General features: G+C 32.7%; 14 protein-coding genes. 5 read left to right on the top strand and 9 right to left on the bottom strand.

Annotation, left to right across the window (positions count from 1 at the left end; genetic code table 11):
• Positions 1-9: 9 nt before the first annotated feature.
• The 3 genes from ACKTTR_RS01230 to ACKTTR_RS01220 all read right to left on the bottom strand — a co-directional run bounded on the left by ACKTTR_RS01230 (position 10) and on the right by ACKTTR_RS01220 (position 4753).
• Positions 10-3138, bottom strand: a complete 3129-nt coding sequence (locus ACKTTR_RS01230; RefSeq protein WP_408026152.1) for a UvrD-helicase domain-containing protein — start codon at positions 3136-3138, stop codon at positions 10-12.
• A 90-nt stretch (positions 3139-3228) separates the two neighbouring features.
• Positions 3229-4065 (bottom strand): ZIP family metal transporter, encoded by an 837-nt coding sequence (locus tag ACKTTR_RS01225; protein ID WP_408026151.1) that lies wholly within the window; start codon positions 4063-4065, stop codon positions 3229-3231.
• A 28-nt stretch (positions 4066-4093) separates the two neighbouring features.
• Positions 4094-4753, bottom strand: a complete 660-nt coding sequence (locus ACKTTR_RS01220) for a metal-dependent transcriptional regulator (RefSeq protein WP_408026150.1) — start codon at positions 4751-4753, stop codon at positions 4094-4096.
• A 133-nt stretch (positions 4754-4886) separates the two neighbouring features.
• Here ACKTTR_RS01220 and ACKTTR_RS01215 point away from each other — a divergent pair, with 133 nt between their 5' ends.
• From ACKTTR_RS01215 to ACKTTR_RS01200, 4 genes are all read left to right on the top strand, one after another.
• Positions 4887-7217, top strand: coding sequence for a TonB-dependent receptor (locus ACKTTR_RS01215; RefSeq protein ID WP_408026149.1), 2331 nt, complete (start codon positions 4887-4889; stop codon positions 7215-7217).
• A 135-nt stretch (positions 7218-7352) separates the two neighbouring features.
• Entirely contained in the window at positions 7353-10100 is a 2748-nt protein-coding gene (locus ACKTTR_RS01210) for a TonB-dependent receptor (protein WP_408026148.1), read from the top strand.
• 121 nt (positions 10101-10221) lie between these two features.
• A complete protein-coding gene (locus ACKTTR_RS01205) occupies positions 10222-12174 on the top strand; it encodes a hypothetical protein (protein ID WP_408026147.1) in 1953 nt (650 codons plus the stop codon).
• Positions 12175-12324: 150 nt separating this feature from the next.
• A complete protein-coding gene (locus tag ACKTTR_RS01200) occupies positions 12325-13440 on the top strand; it encodes a thrombospondin type 3 repeat-containing protein (RefSeq protein WP_408026146.1) in 1116 nt (371 codons plus the stop codon).
• A gap of 52 nt (positions 13441-13492) precedes the next feature.
• On the opposite strand, the gene ACKTTR_RS01195 is transcribed toward ACKTTR_RS01200, so the two are convergent.
• From ACKTTR_RS01195 to rimP, 5 genes are all read right to left on the bottom strand, one after another.
• Complete coding sequence (locus ACKTTR_RS01195) at positions 13493-13915, bottom strand: hypothetical protein (RefSeq protein WP_408026145.1); 423 nt, start codon at positions 13913-13915, stop codon at positions 13493-13495.
• Positions 13916-14004: 89 nt separating this feature from the next.
• The gene (locus tag ACKTTR_RS01190; RefSeq protein ID WP_408026144.1) at positions 14005-14976 is read right to left on the bottom strand and encodes a M43 family zinc metalloprotease; all 972 of its coding nucleotides are present in this window, start codon (positions 14974-14976) and stop codon (positions 14005-14007) included.
• A 362-nt stretch (positions 14977-15338) separates the two neighbouring features.
• Positions 15339-18203 (bottom strand): translation initiation factor IF-2, encoded by a 2865-nt coding sequence (gene infB / locus ACKTTR_RS01185; protein ID WP_408026143.1) that lies wholly within the window; start codon positions 18201-18203, stop codon positions 15339-15341.
• A gap of 133 nt (positions 18204-18336) precedes the next feature.
• Entirely contained in the window at positions 18337-19593 is a 1257-nt protein-coding gene (nusA, locus tag ACKTTR_RS01180) for a transcription termination factor NusA (protein WP_408026142.1), read from the bottom strand.
• Positions 19594-19605: 12 nt separating this feature from the next.
• Complete coding sequence (rimP, locus tag ACKTTR_RS01175) at positions 19606-20067, bottom strand: ribosome assembly cofactor RimP (protein WP_125343178.1); 462 nt, start codon at positions 20065-20067, stop codon at positions 19606-19608.
• Positions 20068-20225: 158 nt separating this feature from the next.
• Here rimP and ACKTTR_RS01170 point away from each other — a divergent pair, with 158 nt between their 5' ends.
• A complete protein-coding gene (locus ACKTTR_RS01170; protein ID WP_408026141.1) occupies positions 20226-21053 on the top strand; it encodes a universal stress protein in 828 nt (275 codons plus the stop codon).
• 131 nt (positions 21054-21184) lie between these two features.
• Here the strand turns inward: ACKTTR_RS01170 and ACKTTR_RS01165 are convergent.
• Positions 21185-22387: hypothetical protein (locus ACKTTR_RS01165; protein ID WP_408026140.1), on the bottom strand; the 1203-nt coding region annotated here is incomplete at its 5' end.

Raw genomic sequence — 22387 nt, 5'->3', positions numbered from 1 at the left:
AGTTAGGTTTTAAACTTCTTCAACCAAAATTTCTTCATCAATATATATGAGTAGTTTTTTTAATACCTTAAAATTCATCGTTTGCAATACTCTTGAATACCTCAATAATTGTTGATGGTATACTTTGGAGGGCTTTCCTGTTTTATAATCAATAATCACTACTTCATTGTTTTGATTAAAAATCAACCTATCTGGAATTACAATTTGACCATCAACATCTACAATTTCTCTCTCATTAAACACCACAGCTTTTCCCGAAAAATATTCTTTTAGCTCAGAGTGCCCAACTATTCTTTGGATGTTTTTTATTACTTCTAATGATTTTTCTTGTGGTAATATTCCTTGTTGTTCATAACGATAAACCACCTTATCTACATCTTCTTTTGTAATGATTTCTGCCATCATTTCATGAATCAAATTACCAAACTCAATAGCTTTTCCTTGTTCAGTATCCCACAATTTTGATGCACTTGCTAACATGTGAATATTATGTTCCTTCCAAGGAGTAGATATAAAACCTTCCTGTATTTGAACTCCTGATTTCTTTTCTTTTTGAACACTCACCCTTTTCTTATCACCAAAAGAATAATCTAAGACTTCATCATTCCATTCACCTAACTTCTTTAAATAATTAATAAAAACTCCAGAATAAAAATTAGTATTCTCTTCTCCTTTTGACGAAATCTTCTTTTCTGTTACAATATACAATTGTTCAACTGCTCTAGTAAGAGCAACGTACAACAGATTAAAGTTATCTAACTCCAACTCTTCTCTTTGCTGCTGGTAAATTTCCATACCTCGGTCATTTACATAATTCAAATCTTTATTAAAAGGAACTAATAATTCTTTGAATCCATCAAAATTTTCTGGCAGCTCATTTAACCAAACTTTCGGGTTCACTTGTCTGTACACATCTAAATCATACGGAAAAATAACTACCGGAAATTCCAAACCTTTTGATTTATGAATTGTCATAACTTGTACTGCGTTTCCACTTTCAGGAGCTACAATACTTAGTTTATCTTTTTTTTCTGACCAGAAATCTAGAAACTCTTGAATACTAGTTCCTTTTCGTTGCTGCTCTAACACCACATCTAAAAAAAACTGCACATAGGCATCTGATGTAGTAATTAATTGAAAACCTCTAATAATCTCTTCTATTTTTTCGTAAAAAGGTAGCTGATGAAACATCGACAATTCAAAAGATATTCCATATTTTTTTAATTCTAAAAAGAGTTTTTCATTTGGTTGATGTATTAAACTATCGATAAATAAATGTTTATCTTTCGCTACTCTTAAATGTTCTTGCAAAAAATAAAGCATTTCTAGGCAGGTTTCCTTGTCATTTGGATGCTGAATTACTTGTAAAACATTTGCTATAAAATTAACTTTTGAACTATTTTCTAATAATAACGTCTCTGAAGAAATAATATTAACTCCATTTTCTGACAAATAGTTTGCTACAGCAATTCCATCTTTCTTTTTACGAACTAAAATACAAATCTCATTCAGCGTAAAGTCAGCTTCTAAATTTTTAACAAGCTCTAAAATTTTCTTCGGATACTTGTTTTTTTCCTCTTCTTTATCTTCTTCTTTCCCTAAAAAGGAAAGCGACACAAAACCTCCTTTTTTAGCTGTTGTTAACTGTTTATTCCCCTCAACAAATAACTCCTTATACGAATCGTTTTGTAGAAAGTTTGCAGTGTGTTGAAAAAACTGATTATTAAAATTTATCACCTCAGCATAACTCCTAAAATTGGTTTCTAAGGTTTTTACTTCTTTCGAAATTTGAAAAGGATTATCTTTTTCTGAACCTAAACCTATAAATTGTTCTGATTTCCCTCCTCGCCAACGATAAATTGCCTGTTTTCCATCACCTACCAGTAACAAATTACTGTTTTCTTGTGCCAATGCATTATCGATTAGCGGGATTAAATTTTGCCATTGCAAGGTTGACGTATCTTGCATTTCATCAATAAAATAATGCATAAATCGCTGCCCTATTCGCTCATAAATAAACGGAGCAGGCTGGTCTTTGATGTTTTCAGAAATTAAATGATTAAACTCCGCATTCAATCGTAAGTTATTCTCTTCCTTTAAATGTGTTAACTCTTGATTGATATTATTTAAAACTGCTAATGGAATAATACTTTTCAATGCTAGTTTATTCATTGAAAATTGTTGATACAGTTGCTCAGATTCCATGTACAATTTTAAAAGCTCTGGCAGGACTCCTTCAATAACTGATATAATATCTTCTGATTTTGATTTTGAATAAAAAGAACCTTCTTCTATCCGTTCTCTTAATTTACTTTGGTCAAAAAACTTTGCCTTTTCTGGGTTTTTAGCTAGTGCTACAAAATGATTTGGCAACATTGATCGATAAAAATCTTTATGATCTAACTGTACTAATTGAATAGCCTGTAAACCTTCTTCTCCAATTTCTTTCCAGCGTTTTTTTATTTGTGTTTGATGTTTTGACAACTTGGTTTTTAAATTGGTAAAATCGGTAAGTTGCCTATCAGCTAATTTTTTAAAATGTTTTGTATCATCTTCATTCAACAAAATTTTGGCGAACTCATTTAATTCACGAGAAACATCCCAAGATTTATCATCATCTGCTTTATCTAGAGAAAAGTCTATTAATAATTTAGTTAATGCTTCATCACTTCCTATTTTAGAAATCAATACATCTACCGCTTCATTTAGTAAAGAAACAGCATCCATTTCTACTTCAAAATTAAGTGGCAACCCTAAATCATAAGCAAAACTTTTTATGATTTTATGGGTAAAGCTATCGATGGTAGTAATTGAAAATGCGGAATAATTCCGAAGGATTTCGTCTAATATTTTTTTACTTCGTTCTTTTACTATAATTCTATCAAGTGAAGTTTCTTCTAAAATAATATCTAGTAAATCATTACTATCTCCTTCTGAAAAAACTTGTAAATTATGCAACACACGCTCTTTCATTTCGCCAGCAGCTTTATTAGTAAACGTGATTGCTAATATTTTTTGAAAGCGAAAAATATCTTCAGATTGCAGTAACACCTTTAGATACTCTTTTACTAAAGTGAAGGTTTTTCCACTACCTGCAGAAGCGTTGTATACTTGAAAAGTTGACAGATTTTCTAACAAAGTAAAATATAATTAAGTAAGCAATTTAACCAAAAAAAGATTCCCGCTTTTGCGGGAATAGTACTTTTTATGTTTTACACTAAAGTTTTTCTAACCTAAACCAACATCTAACGACATCATTACTATAAATCCTCCTATAAAACCTAAGGTGGCTATATCTGTATATTTATCACGTTGTGTTTCTGGAATTACTTCTTCAACTACCACAAAAATCATTGCTCCCGCTGCAAAAGCAAGTGCATATGGTAGAATTGGTGTAAAAAACGACACAGCTACTGCACCTAAAACTGCCGCCATAGGCTCCACTATAGCTGATAATTGTCCATACCAAAAACTTTTAAAACGACTTACTCCTTGTCTTCTTAATGGCATTGCCACTGCAAATCCTTCAGGGAAATTTTGAATCCCAATACCAATAGCTAATGAAATAGCCGCGATAATCATTTCAGTTTGCTCTACTCCTACCATTGTCGAAGCTGCTCCAAACAACACCCCTACTGCTAATCCTTCTGGAATGTTATGCAAGGTAATTGCCAAAACCAACAATGTTGTTTTGTGCCAGCTTGTTTTTACACCTTCAACTTCGTGTTCTTTAAAGTTAATATGCAAGTGTGGTAATATTTTATCCATACCAAATAAAGCCAAAGCTCCCAAAGCAAAACCGACTGCAGAAGGAAGTACTTTTAAAAACCCTTCTCCTGGGCTATTATCTATTGCTGGAGCTAATAAACTCCAAAAACTTGCTGCAACCATTACTCCTCCAGTAAAACCAAGCATCCCATCTAAAACAGCTCTGTTCATTTTTTTAAAAAAGAACACTAAACTTGCTCCTAAAGCTGTTAAACCCCAAGTGAATAGTGACGCATATAATGCAGCTTGAATTGGGTGTTCTTTACCAAAATTTACTAATTGATTAAATAAATTCATTTATAAAAAGTTATTTCTTGTTATGTGCTTAACGTGATTTTTGAATATATAAGTTACTTGCTATTTTATTGGATACTGTGAGAGTTTTCTCATCCATTTCTATAACTAAAGACCCATCAAAAGGTTCTTTTTCTAACACTTTTATTTGTTTACCTAATGCTATTTCTTGCTTGTCTAAAAAGCGTAAAAACTCCGAAGAACTATCATCAACACCAACACAAACACCTATTTCGTTTTTCTTTAAAGTAGACAACAAACTTTTTTCTATTATTTGCAAGTTTCCTTCTTTATCTGGAATGGGGTCTCCATGAGGATCTCTTTTTGGATAATCTAAAAAAGCATCCAACTCATTAATTAATTTTGGAGATTTAATATGCTCTAACTGTTCTGCTACTTCATGTACTTCATCCCAAGAAAAATTGAGTTTATCTACCAAGAAAACTTCCCATAACCGATGTTTACGAACAATATTCGCTGCTATTTTCTTTCCAAAATCAGTTAATGTTACTCCTTGATATTTTTTATAGCTAACCACGTTTTTTTCTGATAACTTTTTAACCATATCAGTTACTGAAGATGCCTTTGTTTCTAACTTTTTTGCAATCGCATTTGTACTAATTCCTTTCTTGTAATCAGCAGCTAAATGATACATTGTTTTTATATAGTTTTCTTCAGACTGGCTAAACATCGTTATATTTTTAGGTATGCAAATATATAGTTTTTGATTTAATTAAACATATTTTTAGTCAAGACTAAAAATTAATTTATATTTGCAAAAATATTAAGTTTCAAAAACTGTTCAACAGTAAACTATTTTCAACATGAAAAATCACATAGCCTTAGCAGTTATATTATTATCAAGTATTGTAAACGGACAAATAATTAAAGGAAGAGTTACTTCTTCTTCTGGAGAAACCATACCATTTGCTAATGTATTTATAAAAGGAACAGAACACGGAACTACTACAGATGAGTCTGGAAACTATATATTAAAAACAACAAAAAACAAACTCATATTAGTTGCTTCTAGCATTGGTTTTTTATCAGAAAGAAAAACTATCAGTATAAACCCTAACGAGGAGAAAACAGTAAATTTTATATTAACTGAAACTGCAGAGATTTTAGATCAAGTTACTGTTACTGGAACACGTACTGATAAACGCAGAACTAACAGCCCAGTTATAGTTAATGTTATTAATAGCCAAACCTTGTCAGATGTACAAGCTTGTAACTTATCTGAAGGGTTAAAATTCCAAACTGGTTTACGTGTAGAAACTGATTGCCAAACTTGCAACTACACGCAACTTCGTATGAACGGCTTAACTGGTGGGTATTCACAAATTTTAATTAACGGCCGCCCTATTTTTAGCCCATTAACTGGATTATACGGACTAGAACAAGTACCAACAAATATGATTGAACGTATAGAAGTAGTCCGCGGTGGTGGTTCTGCCTTATATGGTTCAAGTGCTATAGGAGGAACTGTAAATGTAATTACAAAGATTCCGAAGAAAAATAATTACAGTATTGGTTACACTTATCAAAATATTAAAGGAGTTTCAGATCACATAATTGCTGGAAATGCCACAATAGTAAATGAAGAAAGAAATGCTGGCGCTTCGTTTTTTATCAATAATAGAAAAAGAGACCTGTATGATGCTAATGGTGATAATTTTTCTGAATTGCCTGAATTAAAAAATAATTCATTTGGTACTAATTTATTTTTCCTCCCTACAGATAATCAAAAAATAGAGGTTAACTTTAGTAAAATGAATGAATATCGTTATGGTGGAGAAATGATAGAAAAAGCTCCTCATTTTGCGCTACAATCAGAAGAACGTGTTCATGATGTTTATATAGGAAATATTGATTATCAAATTAACTTTAATGATGATAAAAGCTCTATAATTTCTTATTTAGCCACACAATATACCGATAGAGAGCATTATACAGGAATTCGCCCAGACATCAACACTCCTGAAGACACAGAACATTTAACTAAACCACCATATGGAAACTCCACGACTACTACTTTTCAAGGAGGTTTACAATTCAATTATAGGTTAGAGAAATTTTTAGGCGGAAATAATGTACTGACTTTAGGTGGTGAATTTGTACAAGATGATGTTTTTGATGTTATAGAAGCATACGAGTATAAAGTAGATCAACTAACTCAAAACTTCGGATTCTTTTTCCAAAGCGATTGGGAAATCAACAAGCAATTAAATTTACTAACAGGTGTTCGCTACGACAACCACAAATTAAACACCTTAAAACAAAACGGAACTGAAAAAATTATTGTAAATAACGTTGCTAGCCCTCGAGTATCTTTGTTATTTAAACCTTTTGAAAACACACAAATCAGAGGAACCTGGGGAACTGGTTTTAGAGCACCACAAGCTTTTGATACTGATTTACACATAGCTTTTGCTGGCGGTGGAATTTCTCGAGTATTATTAGCCGACAACCTAAAAAGAGAACGTTCAAATAGTTACACCTTGTCTTTTAATTACGACAAACCTACTGAGCATTACATTTACGGATTTACTTTTGAGAGTTTTTACACCAACTTAGAAGATGCTTTTTATTTAGAGTCTATAGGAGAAGATGAGTTTGGTGAAGTTTTTGAAAAAAGAAATGGTGATGGTGCCGTTGTAAAAGGTATCACTTTAGAAACACGATTAAATTATGATGGTATCTTGCAACTAGATGCGGGCTTTACCTATCAGTCAAGCAAGTATAACTCAGCCGTTAACAATTCAGACGAACTATCTTTAAAAAAAGAGTTTTTACGTACACCTAACACCTATGGGTATGCTACTGCGACTTATACTCCAAACCAAAAATTTAAAACAGCTTTAAATTTAGTGTATACAGGAAATATGGAAGTACTACATTTAGCTTCTCCACAAAACCTAACAGCAGATGAGTACTTTACCTCTCCTTCTTTTTTTAACTTAGGAATTAACACTAGTTATACTTTTAATTTAGAAAAACTAAGCACTAATTTAGAGCTTACTACTGGAATTAAAAATATTTTTGATGCATATCAATCAAAGTTTGATATAGGTAAAGAGCGTGATAGTAATTTTATTTACGGTCCAGCTACACCGAGAACCTTTGTTTTTGGCTTAAAATTTACAAACAATTAATACTCTAATAACATATCAGAAGCTAGTTAACATTAACTAAACATTCTAATAATACAAACGTAATTCCTACGTAACATTAGCTTTACTATTTAACTTGAATTTTGCGGGATAAATAAACAGAATTCAAAGATTAGAATGAAAAAAATATTATTTATAGCTTTTTTAAGCTTATGTAATCTAGCATTTTCTCAAGGCAAAGGCTCTATTAACGGTACAGTTACTGATAAAGAAATGAGTGGAGAGGCGTTACCTTTTGCGAATGTCTTTATTAAAGGAACTTCTATCGGGGGGACAACCGATATGGATGGCAAGTATACTCTTAATGTACCTGCAGGAAATCAAACTATTGTTTTTAGTTTCGTTGGTTATCAAACTATTGAAAAACAAATAGTAGTAAAAGAGAATGAAACAACTACAGTTAATCAAGAATTAGGTGCTAATGAAGGGGTAGCATTAGACGAGGTTAAAATTAACGCTACTGTTAGTAGAGAAAAAGAAACTGCTTTACTATTAGAACAAAGAAAAGCTACAGTAATTAAAGAAAGTATTGGAGCACAAGAATTATCTAAAAAAGGAGTTAGTGATGCTGCTGCTGCAACTACAAAAATTTCTGGTGTTAACAAAAGTGAAGGTTCAGGAGATATCTATATTCGTGGCTTAGGCGACAGATACTTATCTACTACTATGAATGGATTACCAATTCCTTCAGACGATGTAAGCAATAAAAATGTTAACTTAAGTTTATTCAACACAAATGTTATTCAAAATGTAGGTATTAGTAAAACATATGCTACCTCAAGTTATGCCGACCAAGCATCAGGAAATGTAGATATTGCTTCTAAAGAGTACACAAAAGATATGTTTTCTATAGGTATAAGCGGAGGTGTTAACACAAACGCTATTGAAGTTGACAACTTCAGAAACACTATTATTAGTGACGATGTAACTTTTGGGTTCCACCAAAAGAAATTCGCTCTTCAAAACCAAATGACTTTACAAGGATGGGATACTAAAAAAGGGGAAGCACCAATTAATTACGGAATTTCATTGTCAGGAGCCAAAAGGTTCAACTTATTTAACAAAGAGTGGAAAATCTTAGCTTCTGCTTCACATTCAAAATCATCTGAATATAGAAATGGCTTATTTAAAGCTTACAGATCTAATGTATTAAATAACTCATTTACCGATGTTGAAAACTTCATTGCTAAGACAAATTCTACTGGTTACATAAGAGTTGACTTAAAACTAAACGATAATAATAAATTAAAGTACAACACTTTATTTGTTAACAAAGGTGAAGATGGGTTATATGAACAAGGTAGAAATGGAGAAGGATATGTATTTGACCAAGATCCACAAGAAGAGGGAGCTTTTGTAAGAGACCAAAACTTTAAACAAACCACTATGTTTGTTAACCAATTAATGGGAGAACATAAGTGGAATAAAAACAATCAATTAAACTGGGCTACAGGTTATAATTTTGTTTTAGCAGAAGAGCCAAACCGTATTAGAAATGAAGTAAACATTTTAGATATTAATTCTAGTCCATTAATTCAATTTGCTCATGTTGGAGATTACCAACAAAGAAAATCTTCTCAAAAAATTGAAGATACTGAATACAATGCTTTAATAGAAAACCAATGGTCTTTAGGGTATACTGCAGATGAATATGAAGAAAAACCTTATAAATTGAATTACGGATTAAACTTCCGTAAAAAAGAAAGATCTTTTAACTCTTTATTTATCGGATTTAGAGCAAAAGATTTTACAGCTTCTTCTGTTGATCAAATCTCAGAGACTTTACAACAAGGAACTAATGCTGGTTTAATTTTAAGAGAACAGCAACCAGATTTATATCAAGGAGAATTATTTGTTTTAGCAGCTTACACAAACTTCGATTTTAAGTTTGACAACAAATTATCTGGTAATATTGGATTACGTTTTGAGAGAGATGAAATCGATATGGCATGGAATGTAGCTAACCGTCCTGGCAGATTTGGATCAACTAATAGAGTTTACGAAAGCTTATATCCAAGTGTAAACTTAAAATATGAATTAAACGATAGAAACTTTATCCGTTTTGCATCAAGTGTAACTCAAACGTTACCTGAATTTAAAGAATTGTCTCCTTTCGAATACGTTTCTCCAACTGGTCGTGTTATTGGGGGTAACGAAGATTTAGAAAAATCTGACATATATAATGTTGATTTAAAATGGGAGTTTTTCCCAAGCAGAAGCCAATTAATTTCTGCAACAGCTTTTTACAAACAAATCAACAACCCTATAAACTTAACACAAGATCAAGGTTCATCTGGTTACTTTAAATTCTTCAATACAGGTGAACAAGCTGATATTCTAGGTTTCGAATTTGAAGGTAGATTAGATCTTTTAAAGAATGAAGACGAAGAAACGGTATTAAATGCTACAGCTAACTTAACTAAGATGTGGTTTAATCAAGATTTATCTCCTAGATATCAATTTAAAGGAAAATCTGAATCTGAATTACAAGGAGCTTCAGACTTTATTGTTAATGGTTCTTTAAGCTATTCAAACAATAAAGAAAACGAATTCATTGCTACTTTAACTGGTAACTATGCTTCAGATAAAATTTACGCTCTAGGTGCACCTGAAGATTTTGACAATAGCGCTACTCTTTACAACGATGAAATTATTGAAAAAGGTTTTATAACTCTAGACCTTGTATTAAGCAAGCAAATCTTTAAAGGGTTTACTGCCAAGTTAGTTGGTAAAAACTTATTAGACCCTAAAATTGAACAAACTCAATTAGTTCGTGATTTAAACACCTTAATTGAAACTAATGAAACTGTACTTTCTTACAAAAAAGGGAGACAAGTTTCTCTAAGCTTAAATTATACATTCTAGACCTCTTTAACTTTAAATTAATATTAATGGTTTTATATAACAATCAATTAATATTCAGTTAAAAGAAACAAAAGATATAGGTTTTTTATTTGTACAATAAAATTAAACTAAAGAAATCAAAATGAAAAGATCATTTAAATTATTAAGTATAGCAGCTCTTTCTGTTGCAGCTTTAACTTTTACAAGTTGTGGTAGCGATGACCCAGCAATTTTACCTCCTGATGTTTCTGATGTTGTAGAGAAGTTACAAAACGGAATCATGAGCGGTGAGCTTTCTGAAGATTATACATTATCAAATGCCTCTTATGCGTTAACTAGCTCTTTCGTTATCAAAGACGGAGCTACATTAACTATTCCTGCAGGAACAAGTATTGTTGCTGATGCTAAAGGAACTGATGTTTATATTGCTGTTTTACAAGGTGGAAAAATCAACATTAACGGAACTAACAGTAACCCAGTAGTTATGAGTTCTAGTGATGGTAAACCAGGTGACTGGGGTGGTTTAACTATTTGTGGTAAAGCTACTACTACCGCTGGTACTAATGTTACTGCTGAAGTTGGTGGATTTATTTACGGTGGTACTCAAGATGACGATAATTCTGGTGTTATCAAAAACTTAGTAATTAAAGGTACTGGTGCTCAAATTAACACTGAATCTCAATACAACGGAGTATCTTTCTATTCAGTAGGTTCTGGAACTACAGTTGAAAATATTGCAGTTTTTGATGGAGCTGATGATGGAGTTGAATTCTTTGGAGGAACTGTTTCTGCTAAAAATATATATTTAGAAAACTTAGAAGACGATGCTATTGACTGGACTGAAGGATGGAATGGTACTGTTGAAAACTCTTATGTAGTAAATACAAAAGCTGGTTTCTCAACTGTTGTAGAAGCTGACAAAGACAACAAAAATCCTAAGTTAGTTAACTTAACAGCTAAATCAATTGTTGGTGGTACTGCTTTACAATTTAAAAAGCAATCTGGTGCTACTATTACAAACTTATTCTTAGAAGGATATGATGACAATATCGATATGAAAGACGGTGGTCCTTTAGCAAACGTTATTATCGAAGGAGAATCTGCAAAATTAGACACTGAATACAAAGCAGGAACTAAAGTTGATATCTCTGGTTGGTCATTCATCAATGGTGAAATCGTTGAAATTACTCCTTTAGTAGGTGAGGTTACTGGAAACGTTACATTAACTTCTGATAAGACTTACAACTTAACTGGGTCTTATATCGTAAAAGACGGAGCTACTTTAAATATTGAAGCGGGGACAAAAATTATCGTTGACCCAAAAGGAACTGATGTTTATATCGCTGTTTTACAAGGTGCAAAAATCAACATTAACGGTACTGTTGATGCTCCTGTAGTGATGGCTTCAGCTGCTGGAAAACCAGGAGACTGGGGAGGTTTAACTATCTGTGGTAAAGCTACTACTTCTGCTGGTACAGATGTTACAGCTGAAGTTGGAGGATTTATCTATGGGGGTACTCAAGATGACGATAACTCTGGTGTTATCAAAAACTTAGTAATTAAAGGTACTGGTGCACAAATTAACACTGAATCTCAATATAACGGAGTTTCTTTCTACTCAGTAGGTTCTGGAACTGTTGTTGAAAACATTGCTGTAATTAACGGTGCTGATGATGGAGTTGAGTTTTTTGGAGGAACTGTTTCTGCAACTAACCTATACTTAGAAAATAACGAAGATGACTCTGTAGATTGGACAGAAGGATGGAACGGAAAAGTAACTAACACTTATATTTCTCATACTATTGCTGGTTTCTCAACTGCTTTTGAAGGAGATAAAGTTAACAACAATCCTCAGTTTGAAAACTTGACAGCTATTTCTACTGTTGGTGGTACGGCTTTACAGTTTAAAAAGACTTCTGGAGCTACTATTACTAACATTTGGTTAGAAGGGTATGACAAGAACATTGACATGAAAGATGGAGGTCCTTTAGCAAACGTTGTGATTGATGGAGAAGCTGCTTCTACTACAGCTGACTATAAAACGGGAACTAAAGTTGATATTTCAACTTGGTCTTGGAGAGAAGCTGGGTTATAATAGCTAACTCAATATATAATTTATTAAAAACCGAGCGTATTGCTCGGTTTTTTTTATTTCTATTTATTTACTTTTTGTTAATCCCTGGTTAACTGATAAACAAGAAAAAAACTTGATTTTTATAATGTTTAATTATAAAATATAAAAACTATGAAAAAAATTACTTTATTATTTTTATTCACTATTCCTTTATTTTGCTTTGGACAGTCATACAAATACCACAGGGTTAAAGATTTAGGAAACTCTATTTCTGTTGCAACTGAATCTTTTTGTAATGATTTAGGTTCAAAATATCATAAACTGAATATATATTTAGTTTCTAAACTAGAAGTAAATGAAGTTTATTATTTTCAAGATGTAGATGGTCTAAATTTTTATGGAAAAATAGTTCAGGCTGAGGATAGTTCAGATCAAGATGCTGATGAATTTATCAATGAAAGTAATGTTAGTAATGTTATAAACATTACTTGTAATACAGACACTGATGGAGATGGGATAAATGATATTGAAGACAATTGTCCTAATATTTCAAATGCAAATCAAAATGACATCGATAATGACGGTATTGGTGATGCATGCGACTCACAAGATAATAGAGATTCAGATGGTGATGGGGTACAAAACTGGCAAGACAACTGCCCTAACCAAGCAGGTCCTTCTTCTAACAATGGATGTCCTGTTGGGGATCCTGATTTTATTGTCACTAGCATATCTATTAATGCTGGAGGAACTTATACTAGTACAGATACTTCTGGAGCATTAACTCTTAGAACTAACCAAAACCATAAATTCTGTGTTAACATTAAAAATATAGGAGTTGCAACTGGTACAATTAATAACACGGCTTTAATTTTAACAAACAGCTCAAGCTTAAATAGTTCAAGTATTGTTGCTAACCTTCCTTATCCTAATTCTTCGTTAAGCATAGCACCAAATCAAACTAAAGAAATGTGCTCAGAAGTATATATATGGGATAATTATTTAGGCTACAACCTTTCTAACTTTAATTATTTACATGCTATAGCAGACTACAATGGAAATACGTCTGAATCTAATGAAGGCAACAATCAGGCTTATGCTAGTGTTAATTCCTCTTCTTTTAAAACTCCAACTCAGTTAACCATCCATGATGTAAATGGAAATAAAATCAATGAGACTACAATCAACAATAAAACAGAAGAAACTGATATTATTAAAAGTCTACCTGAAGGTTTCTACTTTATTGATAAAGACGGTAAAAAAAGTAAAATTTATAAAGAGAATTAATATTCTTTCTCTTTATAAAAAAACCGAGCAAATTGCTCGGTTTTTTTGTTTATTATTTTACACCCGAAAGCCTATATAAAAAATCTTCTAGTTTTTTTAATTCTTTTGGCGGGTTGCCAGCATCAAATGTGATTGATTTGTATTCCTTATCAGCTATTTTGATAGTAAATTCTGCATGCAAAGCTCCATCGGTTATTCTTTTTTCACTTGGTGCTTTTAAATTGCTTATTTCTTCTAAATTTAACTCATTAATTATAGCTTTTAACTCTTCTAGTTGTCCTTTAGTTACTTCTTTGGTTCCTTCCTTTTGATACGTTTTGTATGATAAGTTATTTCCTTCAACAGTTAATTGCACCATGCTTCCTCTTGTTTGAGCTTCATAAGCTATTTTATCAAACTCTTTCGTTTTATTTTGTGCTGCACAGTTCATCATCAATAAAAATACTACAGGAGTTATTATTTTTAGGTATTTCATCTATTTCTTACTTTTTAGTTTATGATAATAAAAAGACGCTCTTTTACATAAAGAACGTCTTAATATATGAATTTCGTATTGGAAAAAGATTAGTCTGCCATAGTAGCTCTAAATCCTCCTGGAGCAAATACTGCATCCATTCTAGCTTTTTGACCTTCTGTAAACATATACATACAGCTGTCATCAGAATAATCCATAAAGTTCATAGTCATGTTAGCACTTCCACATTCAATTACTGGGTAAGTAGGGCATCCTCTACTATTTCCATCAGCATCAGGAGTATCAGCAACAAAGTCGCTAGCACCACATCCACCATCACCCCAAATGTGACGTAAATTTAAGTAGTGACCAACTTCGTGTGTTGCAGTTCTTTGGTTGCGCCCTACAAAACTGTGTGCTAAAACTACACCATCAGTAGACCAGCTACCTCCTGGGAATTGTGCATATCCTAAAATTTGCCCTCCTCTATATGGCATAACGTTAACAATCCAAATGTTTAAAAACTCTTGTGGGTTTACAACATCACTACCACCTGAAGAAGTAAATTTCATTGAATCATCTGGTCTCCAACTTCTCTTTTTATCATTTTGAACTCTGATTACATCTTCTATAACAAAATCGATATTTACATTTGCTTCAACTCCAGCAAACTCAGCAGGCATTGCCCCTCTATTAGGATTCTGCATGTTAAAGTCTTCATTTAATGCATCAATTTGATCTTGTAATACTGATAACGATAAGTTTTCACTTGCTTGACGGTAAATTACGTGATAAACAACTGGTATCTGTATCTTTCCATTTACTAATCTAGCTTGTACTTCACCAGACTTAACTTTTTGTAAGTACGATGCTGTAAAGTTTTCAATATTTTCCATTTTGCTTTTTAAGCTAGGATCATTAGCCATATTTGCTTCTAGAACATCGTTAGCAAAACATTGCTTTTCTGCTTTTTGCAACGTTGTTACATCTGCCTCTGGTTCTAAATCTGGATTTTGCTCGTTTGTTTGGCAACCTACTAAAATTCCAGCAGCAATTGCCATGGTAAGAAAAATTCTTTTCATGTTGTGAATGTTTAAAAATTAGTATTAGAAACACTAAAAGTGTTGTTTGTTTTGTTAAAAAACTACAAACAAAATTCTTTTAAAGAAGATAAATTGTTAATATTTTATTATTTCAATAATAATTTGAAGGGTTTTTTAACGATACGCAATATATAATTTTCAACACACAATCAAAACTTTTTTTTCTCACTCATTTACAACACCTTACTCCCTTTAAACATCACTTGCGAGTAATAATGGATAATAACATCTTTTTTAAAGCCCTTGATAATGAATGGGGTAAAAAAAGTCATTTTTAATCATCAAGCATAAAAAAAGGTGCCTAATTAGGCACCTTTTATATTCTATATTAAAGTAAATGATTACTTAAGTTTTTTCTTAACTGCAACTTCAGTATAAGCTTCTAATGTATCTCCTTCTTTAATATCGTTATATCCTTTTATTTGAAGACCACAATCGTATCCTTTAGTTACTTCCTTAACATCGTCTTTAAAACGTTTTAACGAAGCTAATACACCATCATGAACTACAATTCCATCTCTAATTACACGAACTTTAGCATCTCTTGTAATTTTCCCTGTAATCACCATACATCCTGCAATGTTACCAATCTTAGAAATTTTATAAACTTCTCTAATTTCTACATTACCAAGAACTTCTTCTTTCATTTCAGGAGATAACATTCCTTCCATTGCATCTTTCAGGTCGTTGATAGCATCATAAATGATTGAGTATGTTCTGATATCAACTTCTTCTCTATCTGCTACCGAACGTGCGTTTCCTTGCGGACGTACGTTAAATCCAACGATAATTGCATCTGAAGCAGTTGCTAATAACACATCAGATTCGGTGATTGCTCCAACTCCTTTGTGAATAATATTCACTTGAATTTCTTCTGTAGATAATTTTTGGAACGAATCTGTTAAAGCTTCTACAGAACCATCTACATCTCCTTTTAAGATAATATTTAATTCTTTGAAGTCTCCTAATGCAATACGACGACCAATTTCTGCAAGTGTTAATGTTTTTTGCGTTCTAACTGATTGTTCACGTTGTAATTGAGAACGTTTTGCTGCTATTTGCTTAGCTTCACGTTCATCTTCAAATACATTGAACTTATCACCAGCCTGTGGCGCTCCATCTAAACCTAAAATTGATACTGGTGTAGAAGGTCCTGCTTCTTTTACTTTTCTTCCTTTATCATCAAACATAGCTCTTACTTTACCACTATGTTTTCCTGCTAACATGTAATCTCCAATTTTTAATGTACCTGCTTGTACTAATATTGTAGATACATATCCTCTACCTTTATCTAATAAAGCTTCTACTACAGCTCCGTTTGCATTTTTATTAGGGTTTGCTTTTAACTCTAATACTTCTGCTTCTAATAATACTTTTTCTAATAACTCATCAACCCCTTGTCCTGTTTTAGCAGAAATTTCTTGTGATTGAATGTTACCTCCCCAATCTTCTACTAATAAATTCATAGAAGAAAGTTGTGTCTTAATATTATCTGGATTCGCGTTAGGCTTATCTATCTTGTTTATTGCAAAAATAATTGGCACTCCTGCTGCTTGCGCGTGAGAAATTGCCTCTTTTGTTTGTGGCATTACATCATCATCGGCAGCTACTACAATAATAACTAAATCGGTTACTTGAGCTCCACGAGCACGCATTGCCGTAAAGGCTTCGTGACCTGGTGTATCTAAGAAGGCTATTTTCTGATCTCCTACCTTTACTGCATAAGCACCAATGTGCTGTGTAATACCTCCTGATTCACCTTCAATAACATTCGCATTACGGATGTAATCTAGTAATGATGTTTTACCGTGATCTACGTGTCCCATTACTGTAATAATTGGTGCACGAGTTATTAAATCCTCAGGCTTATCTACTACTTCTTCAATAGATTCTTCAACTTCAGCTCCAACAAACTCTACAGTATAGTTAAATTCTTCTGCAACAATTTGTAATGTTTCAGCATCTAAACGTTGGTTCATTGTTACCATCATTCCTAGCATCATACAACTAGAAATAATTTGAGTAACAGGAACATCCATCATCGTAGCAACTTCACTTACTGTAACAAACTCTGTTACTTTTAACACCTTACTTTCTGCTTGTGCTGCTTGTAATTCTGCTTCACTTTGCTGACGGTGTGCGTCTCTTTTATCTCTACGATATTTTGCACCTTTTCCTTTCTTAGATTTACCTTGAAGTTTTTCTAAGGTTTCTCTAACTTGTTTTTGGATTTGTGCTTCTGTTAGCTCTTCTTTTGGAGCAGTAGTTGGTCTTCTACCTCTTTGACCTCCTCGGTTTCCACCTCTTTGGCCTCCTCGGTTTTGACCACCTCTATTGTTTCCTTGTGGTTTTGCTCCTGATCCTGGAGTTCCAGGTTTGCTAATTCTCTTACGCTTCTTCTTATCTCCGTCTGTCTTATTAGCTTCTGGTTTTTTCTTTTTTGGTCTTTCAAATTGTTTTAAATCAATTTTTTGACCTGTAAAATTAGGACCTTCTAATTTCTTATACTGAGTTTTAATTTTCTCAGCATTTTCTGGAGTAACCTCAGTTTCTTTTTCTGATTGCTTCACCTCTTTAACCTTTTTTTCAACAGTCTTTTTTACTTCTATAGGCTGTTCTTTTTTTACTTCCTTTTTAGGAGTATCAACTGTTTTTTCCTTCGGCTTTTCAGTTTTTGGAGGCTCTGGCTTTTTCTCTTCAACCTTTACTGGTTCTTCTACTTTTTTAGTTTCTTGAACTGGTTGAACAGGCTCTTCTTTCTTAGGTTCCTCTACTTTCTCCTCTTTTTTTGTAGGCTCTGGTTTTTCTGGTTTTACTGCTTCTGGTTTATCTTCAACAGCTTTACCAGTTTCAACATCTATCTTACCTACTGTTTTAAGTTCTAACTTTTCAGCTTTGGCTTTTAAAACTTCTTGTTTTTTAGCTTCTTCCTCTAATCGTTTTCTTTCTTGCTCTTGCTCTAATTGCTGACGAATTGCCTCTTTCTCTTTTTTCTTTTCTTCGCTAACTTCTTTAGAGGCCACCTTTTTAGATTTATCAGTTTGAAAACCATCAAATAAAATTTGATATTCTTTATCTGATATTTTGGTAGTAGGGCGAGCTTCTATCTCATAGCCATTTTTAGCTAGGTGTTCTACAGCTCTATCTAAAGAAATGTTTAGTTCTCTTAAAACCTTATTTAGTCTTAATTTTTTGCCTTCAGCCATATATTGTTTTATACTTTTTATTGAAAAAACACACTTTACACGTAAAACGCATAGTTATGCTTTTTTTCTGCTTTTTGCTAGATTTTATATGAGTAAATCCACATAGGAAACTAGCTTCCTTTATAATTTATATTTAGTCTTCGAATTCTTCTCTTAAAATTCGTTGAACATCTAAAATTGTTTCTTCTTCTAAATCGGTTCTTTGTACTAACATTGATACGTCTTTTTCTAAAACGCTCTTTGCTGTATCTAAACCTATTTTCTTGAATTCTTCAATTACCCAAGCTTCGATTTCGTCAGAGAATTCTGTTAATTCTACATCTTCCTCTTCAATTCCTTCTCTCTGAACATCTATTTCGTAACCTGTCAATTCACTTGCTAAACGAATGTTAACACCTGCTCTACCAATTGCTTTTGATACTTCTTCTGGTTTTAACAAAACGTTTACACGTCCTTTTTTACCGTTTTTCTCTTCTTCATACATTTGAATGTCTACAGAAGTTACTTTTGCAGGACTTAATGCTCTTGCTACGAATAACTGTTCGTTTTTCGTATAATTGATTACGTCTATATTTTCGTTTCCTAATTCACGAACGATACCGTGAATACGAGAACCTTTTACACCAACACAAGCTCCAACAGGGTCAATTCTATCATCGTAAGAATCTACTGCTATTTTTGCTTTGTCTCCAGGAATTCTTGCAACACCTTCAATAGTAATTAAACCGTCGAAAACTTCAGGAATTTCTTGTTCAAATAATTTCACTAAGAACGCTGGCGAAGTTCTTGATAAAATAATAGCAGGTTTATTACCTCTTAATTCTACTGATTTTATCACTCCTCTAACTGCATCTCCTTTTCTAAAGAAGTCTGAACGAATTTGTTCACTCTTTGGTAAAACAATCTCGTTTCCTTCGTCGTCCAACAAAATTACAGCATTATGTCGAATATGGTGTACTTCTGCACTATAAATTTCTCCTTCTAAATCTTTAAATTGTTTAAAGACGTTTGTGCTATCGTGTTCGTGAATTTTAGAAATTAAGTTTTGACGTAAAGCTAAAATAGCACGTCTTCCTAAATCTACTAACTTTACTTCTTCAGAAACATCTTCACCAATTTCAAAATCTGGCTCAATTTTTCTTGCTTCTGAAAGTTCAATTTCCTCATTATCGTCTTCAGACATTCCATCTGCTACCACCACACGGTTCCTCCAAATCTCTAAATCTCCTTTATCTGGGTTGATAATGATATCAAAGTTTTCATCTGACCCAAATCTACGTTTTAAGGCAGCACGAAATACTTCTTCCAAGATAGACATTAATGTTACTCTGTCTATGCTTTTATTATCTTTAAACTCCGAAAATGATTCTATTAACGCAATATTTTCCATTTCATTCTCTAATTAAAATATGATCTTCACTTTTGCTTCTTTAATATCTTGATACGCTAGTGTCTTTGTTTTCTCTACCGTATGTTTCCCTTTACCTATTGGTTTAGGTTCTCTTGTTTTCCATTGTAACGTAATATTATCTTCTGTTACCTCGGTTAATGTTCCTTCGAATTCTTCAGTTGCTGTTTTAACTTTTAGAATTCTATTGATATTCTTTTTATACTGACGCTTAACTGTTAATGGCTGAGCAATATCTGGTGTTGTAACTTCTAACGAAAAATCTTCTTCTTCTCTATCTAAATTATGCTCTATATTTCTACTAATACGAATACATTCGCTTAGAGGTACACCAGAGTCACCGTCTACTATTACTTTTATTTTATTGTCTGCCAAAAATTGTAAATCTATTAAATATAATGATTCGTTTTCTTGTAAGGCTTCTTGTAATAATTCTTTAACTCGTTCTTGATTCATCTTAGGTATAAAAAGAGGGGACTCTCGTCCCCTTCATCTATCTGATTAATAAATTTGCTGCAAATATAGTAAGTTATTCATTAACACACAAATATCTTTTATTTGTTAATTGTTTTTTCGTATATTTAAGAGACTATCTCTCTTTAAATCTTCTTATTATGAAAAAAATACTAGTACCAATCGATTTTTCAAAACCTTCGGAATATGCTTCGAAGTTAGCCTCGACAATAGCTAAAAAAGCTAATAGCGAAGTTCATCTACTTCATATGGTTGAACTTCCTACTGGATTTGTAGACATGGGATCAGGAACTAATTTTAGTATCCCTGAAAGCATGTTGTATATTAGAAAAGTTAGAGATAGAATGCTTGATTACAAAAAACAGTTTTTTCCTAAAAACAACAATATCAAACATGCTATCCGATTTCAAAGTCCTTATGATGGAATTCAAGATTACTCTAAAAAGAATGGAACAGATCTTATTATTATGGGGGCTAAAGGTCACACAAATTTAGAGGAGATTCTTATAGGCTCTAACACTGAGAAAATTGTAAGAAATTCTGACATCCCTGTTATTGTTACTAAAAAAAATGGGGATCATTTCATCCCTAAAGACCTTGTGTTTGCTTCAAGTTTTAAACCTGATAAAACACAAGCTTTTGAACGATTTTTAGAATTTGCTGAAAATTTTGACAGCAAAATTCACCTATTAAAAGTAAACACTCCTCAAAAATTTGAAAACACTCAAGAAACCAATAAACGAATTAAAAAATTTATCGAAAAATATGATTTAAAAAATTACACTATTAACGTTTACAACGATTCTTCAATCGAAAAAGGAATTTTAAACTTTTCTAACAAGATTAATGCAGACATTATTGCATTAGCAACCCACGGAAGAAGTGGCTTAGCTCACATTTTTAATGGAAGCATTACTAAGCATTTATCTAAAAAATCAATAAAACCTATGCTTACCTTTAAAGTTTAATAAAACTTCCAACAAATTAGAAACGCTAAGACGATCGTCTTAGCGTTTCTTTTGTTTGATTAGTTTTGGTTTCAAGGGTATGTTTAGAGAGGCTTTTTTATCAGACCTCTCTAAACAACTCATAATTCAGATTACTTTCTCTTCTTAGGTCGCATTGCTATAACTTTTTTATTAACAACGCCTCTACTCGTAATCATTCTTACAATCAAGGCTTGATTTTGAACATTTGACAAATCAATTATCATTTGTTCTTTAGTTCCTTTGATATAAGAATTATTTTCAACTCTCTTAATCAAAATACCGTTCATACTATATATTTCGATAGCTATATTAGTATCAAACTTATAATTATACTCCAATGTCAACTCATTTTCAAATGGAACAGGATAAGCACTAAAACTTAACGGTTCTTGTTGACTAGCCTCAGCAACCTCTTCTGAACAATTTACAGATCCTCCAGGAGTAAACGTTCCTCCATCATCAGTTGATTCATGACATCTACAAACTTCTTCACAAGTTACTGCATGAGCAATTACATATATTGGTCCGCTAGCTTCAATAGGACCTACCGTATAATTCGATACATAATCTAAAGTGCTTGTATTGAAATTAAATTGTCCAGGCGCTACTGTTTCTTTACCATTTTTTGTAGGATATTTCTCACACCCTATATACACATGTGCCACACTCATTACATATCCTTCAAATAAATTATACTCAACCGATACGTATCCATCTAAATAAGTAACTGTTACTTCTCCTGTTTGATCTCCATTTGATGGATTACATTGAGCTGCCCCTGTATATAAAGGTATAGTATACGTGCCTTCTTCAGCAAAATAATTTGTCCAACCCCAACGGTTAAAGCCATCATCTAAGAAACATGTATTATTATCAGCTCTTGCAAACGCAGTTCCACAATTTTCAAACAGATCTGTTTTGTTTGACATTGTTACTGTCTCAGTAACACTATTACCACAATCATCCGTTGCTGTGAAAACATAATCTGCGTACTGAACACAACCTTCTTCTCTTATGTTTGTAGGATACGCCACCAAGTCTCCACCAACAGAACAGTTATCTGTCCATTTAGCATTTAACATTTCTGGTAATCCTTCATCACATAATTCAAGACTTTCAGGTAAATCAACTATTACAGGATCAGTCTCATCGTACATTCTCGTTACACGGATTACGACTTCTGCTGCTGGATTTTCACAATCGTCAGTAGCGTTGAACATGTAGTCTCTATATTGAGTACATCCGTCTTCGCCTGCCATCACTTCGCCGGCTACTCCGTTGATGCTGCCTGATTTCTCTCCACCAATGCCACA

Source organism: Tenacibaculum litoreum, assembly GCF_964513915.1.
GTDB classification, from domain to species: Bacteria; Bacteroidota; Bacteroidia; order Flavobacteriales; family Flavobacteriaceae; genus Polaribacter; species Polaribacter litoreum.
The sequence above is the reverse complement of the archived record's forward strand: the minus strand, read 5'-3'. Positions and strand labels throughout refer to the sequence as shown.

What these genes read in the sequence shown, in the direction of transcription:
- nusA (WP_408026142.1), bottom strand. Translation starts at nt 19,593, where the DNA reads ATGGAAAATATTGCGTTAATAGAATCATTTTCGGAGTTTAAAGATAAT.
- infB (WP_408026143.1), bottom strand. Translation starts at nt 18,203, where the DNA reads ATGGCTGAAGGCAAAAAATTAAGACTAAATAAGGTTTTAAGAGAACTA.
- ACKTTR_RS01170 (WP_408026141.1), top strand. Translation starts at nt 20,226, where the DNA reads ATGAAAAAAATACTAGTACCAATCGATTTTTCAAAACCTTCGGAATAT.
- ACKTTR_RS01195 (WP_408026145.1), bottom strand. Translation starts at nt 13,915, where the DNA reads ATGAAATACCTAAAAATAATAACTCCTGTAGTATTTTTATTGATGATG.
- ACKTTR_RS01200 (WP_408026146.1), top strand. Translation starts at nt 12,325, where the DNA reads ATGAAAAAAATTACTTTATTATTTTTATTCACTATTCCTTTATTTTGC.
- ACKTTR_RS01210 (WP_408026148.1), top strand. Translation starts at nt 7,353, where the DNA reads ATGAAAAAAATATTATTTATAGCTTTTTTAAGCTTATGTAATCTAGCA.
- ACKTTR_RS01215 (WP_408026149.1), top strand. Translation starts at nt 4,887, where the DNA reads ATGAAAAATCACATAGCCTTAGCAGTTATATTATTATCAAGTATTGTA.
- ACKTTR_RS01220 (WP_408026150.1), bottom strand. Translation starts at nt 4,753, where the DNA reads ATGTTTAGCCAGTCTGAAGAAAACTATATAAAAACAATGTATCATTTA.
- ACKTTR_RS01225 (WP_408026151.1), bottom strand. Translation starts at nt 4,065, where the DNA reads ATGAATTTATTTAATCAATTAGTAAATTTTGGTAAAGAACACCCAATT.
- rimP (WP_125343178.1), bottom strand. Translation starts at nt 20,067, where the DNA reads ATGAATCAAGAACGAGTTAAAGAATTATTACAAGAAGCCTTACAAGAA.
- ACKTTR_RS01205 (WP_408026147.1), top strand. Translation starts at nt 10,222, where the DNA reads ATGAAAAGATCATTTAAATTATTAAGTATAGCAGCTCTTTCTGTTGCA.
- ACKTTR_RS01190 (WP_408026144.1), bottom strand. Translation starts at nt 14,976, where the DNA reads ATGAAAAGAATTTTTCTTACCATGGCAATTGCTGCTGGAATTTTAGTA.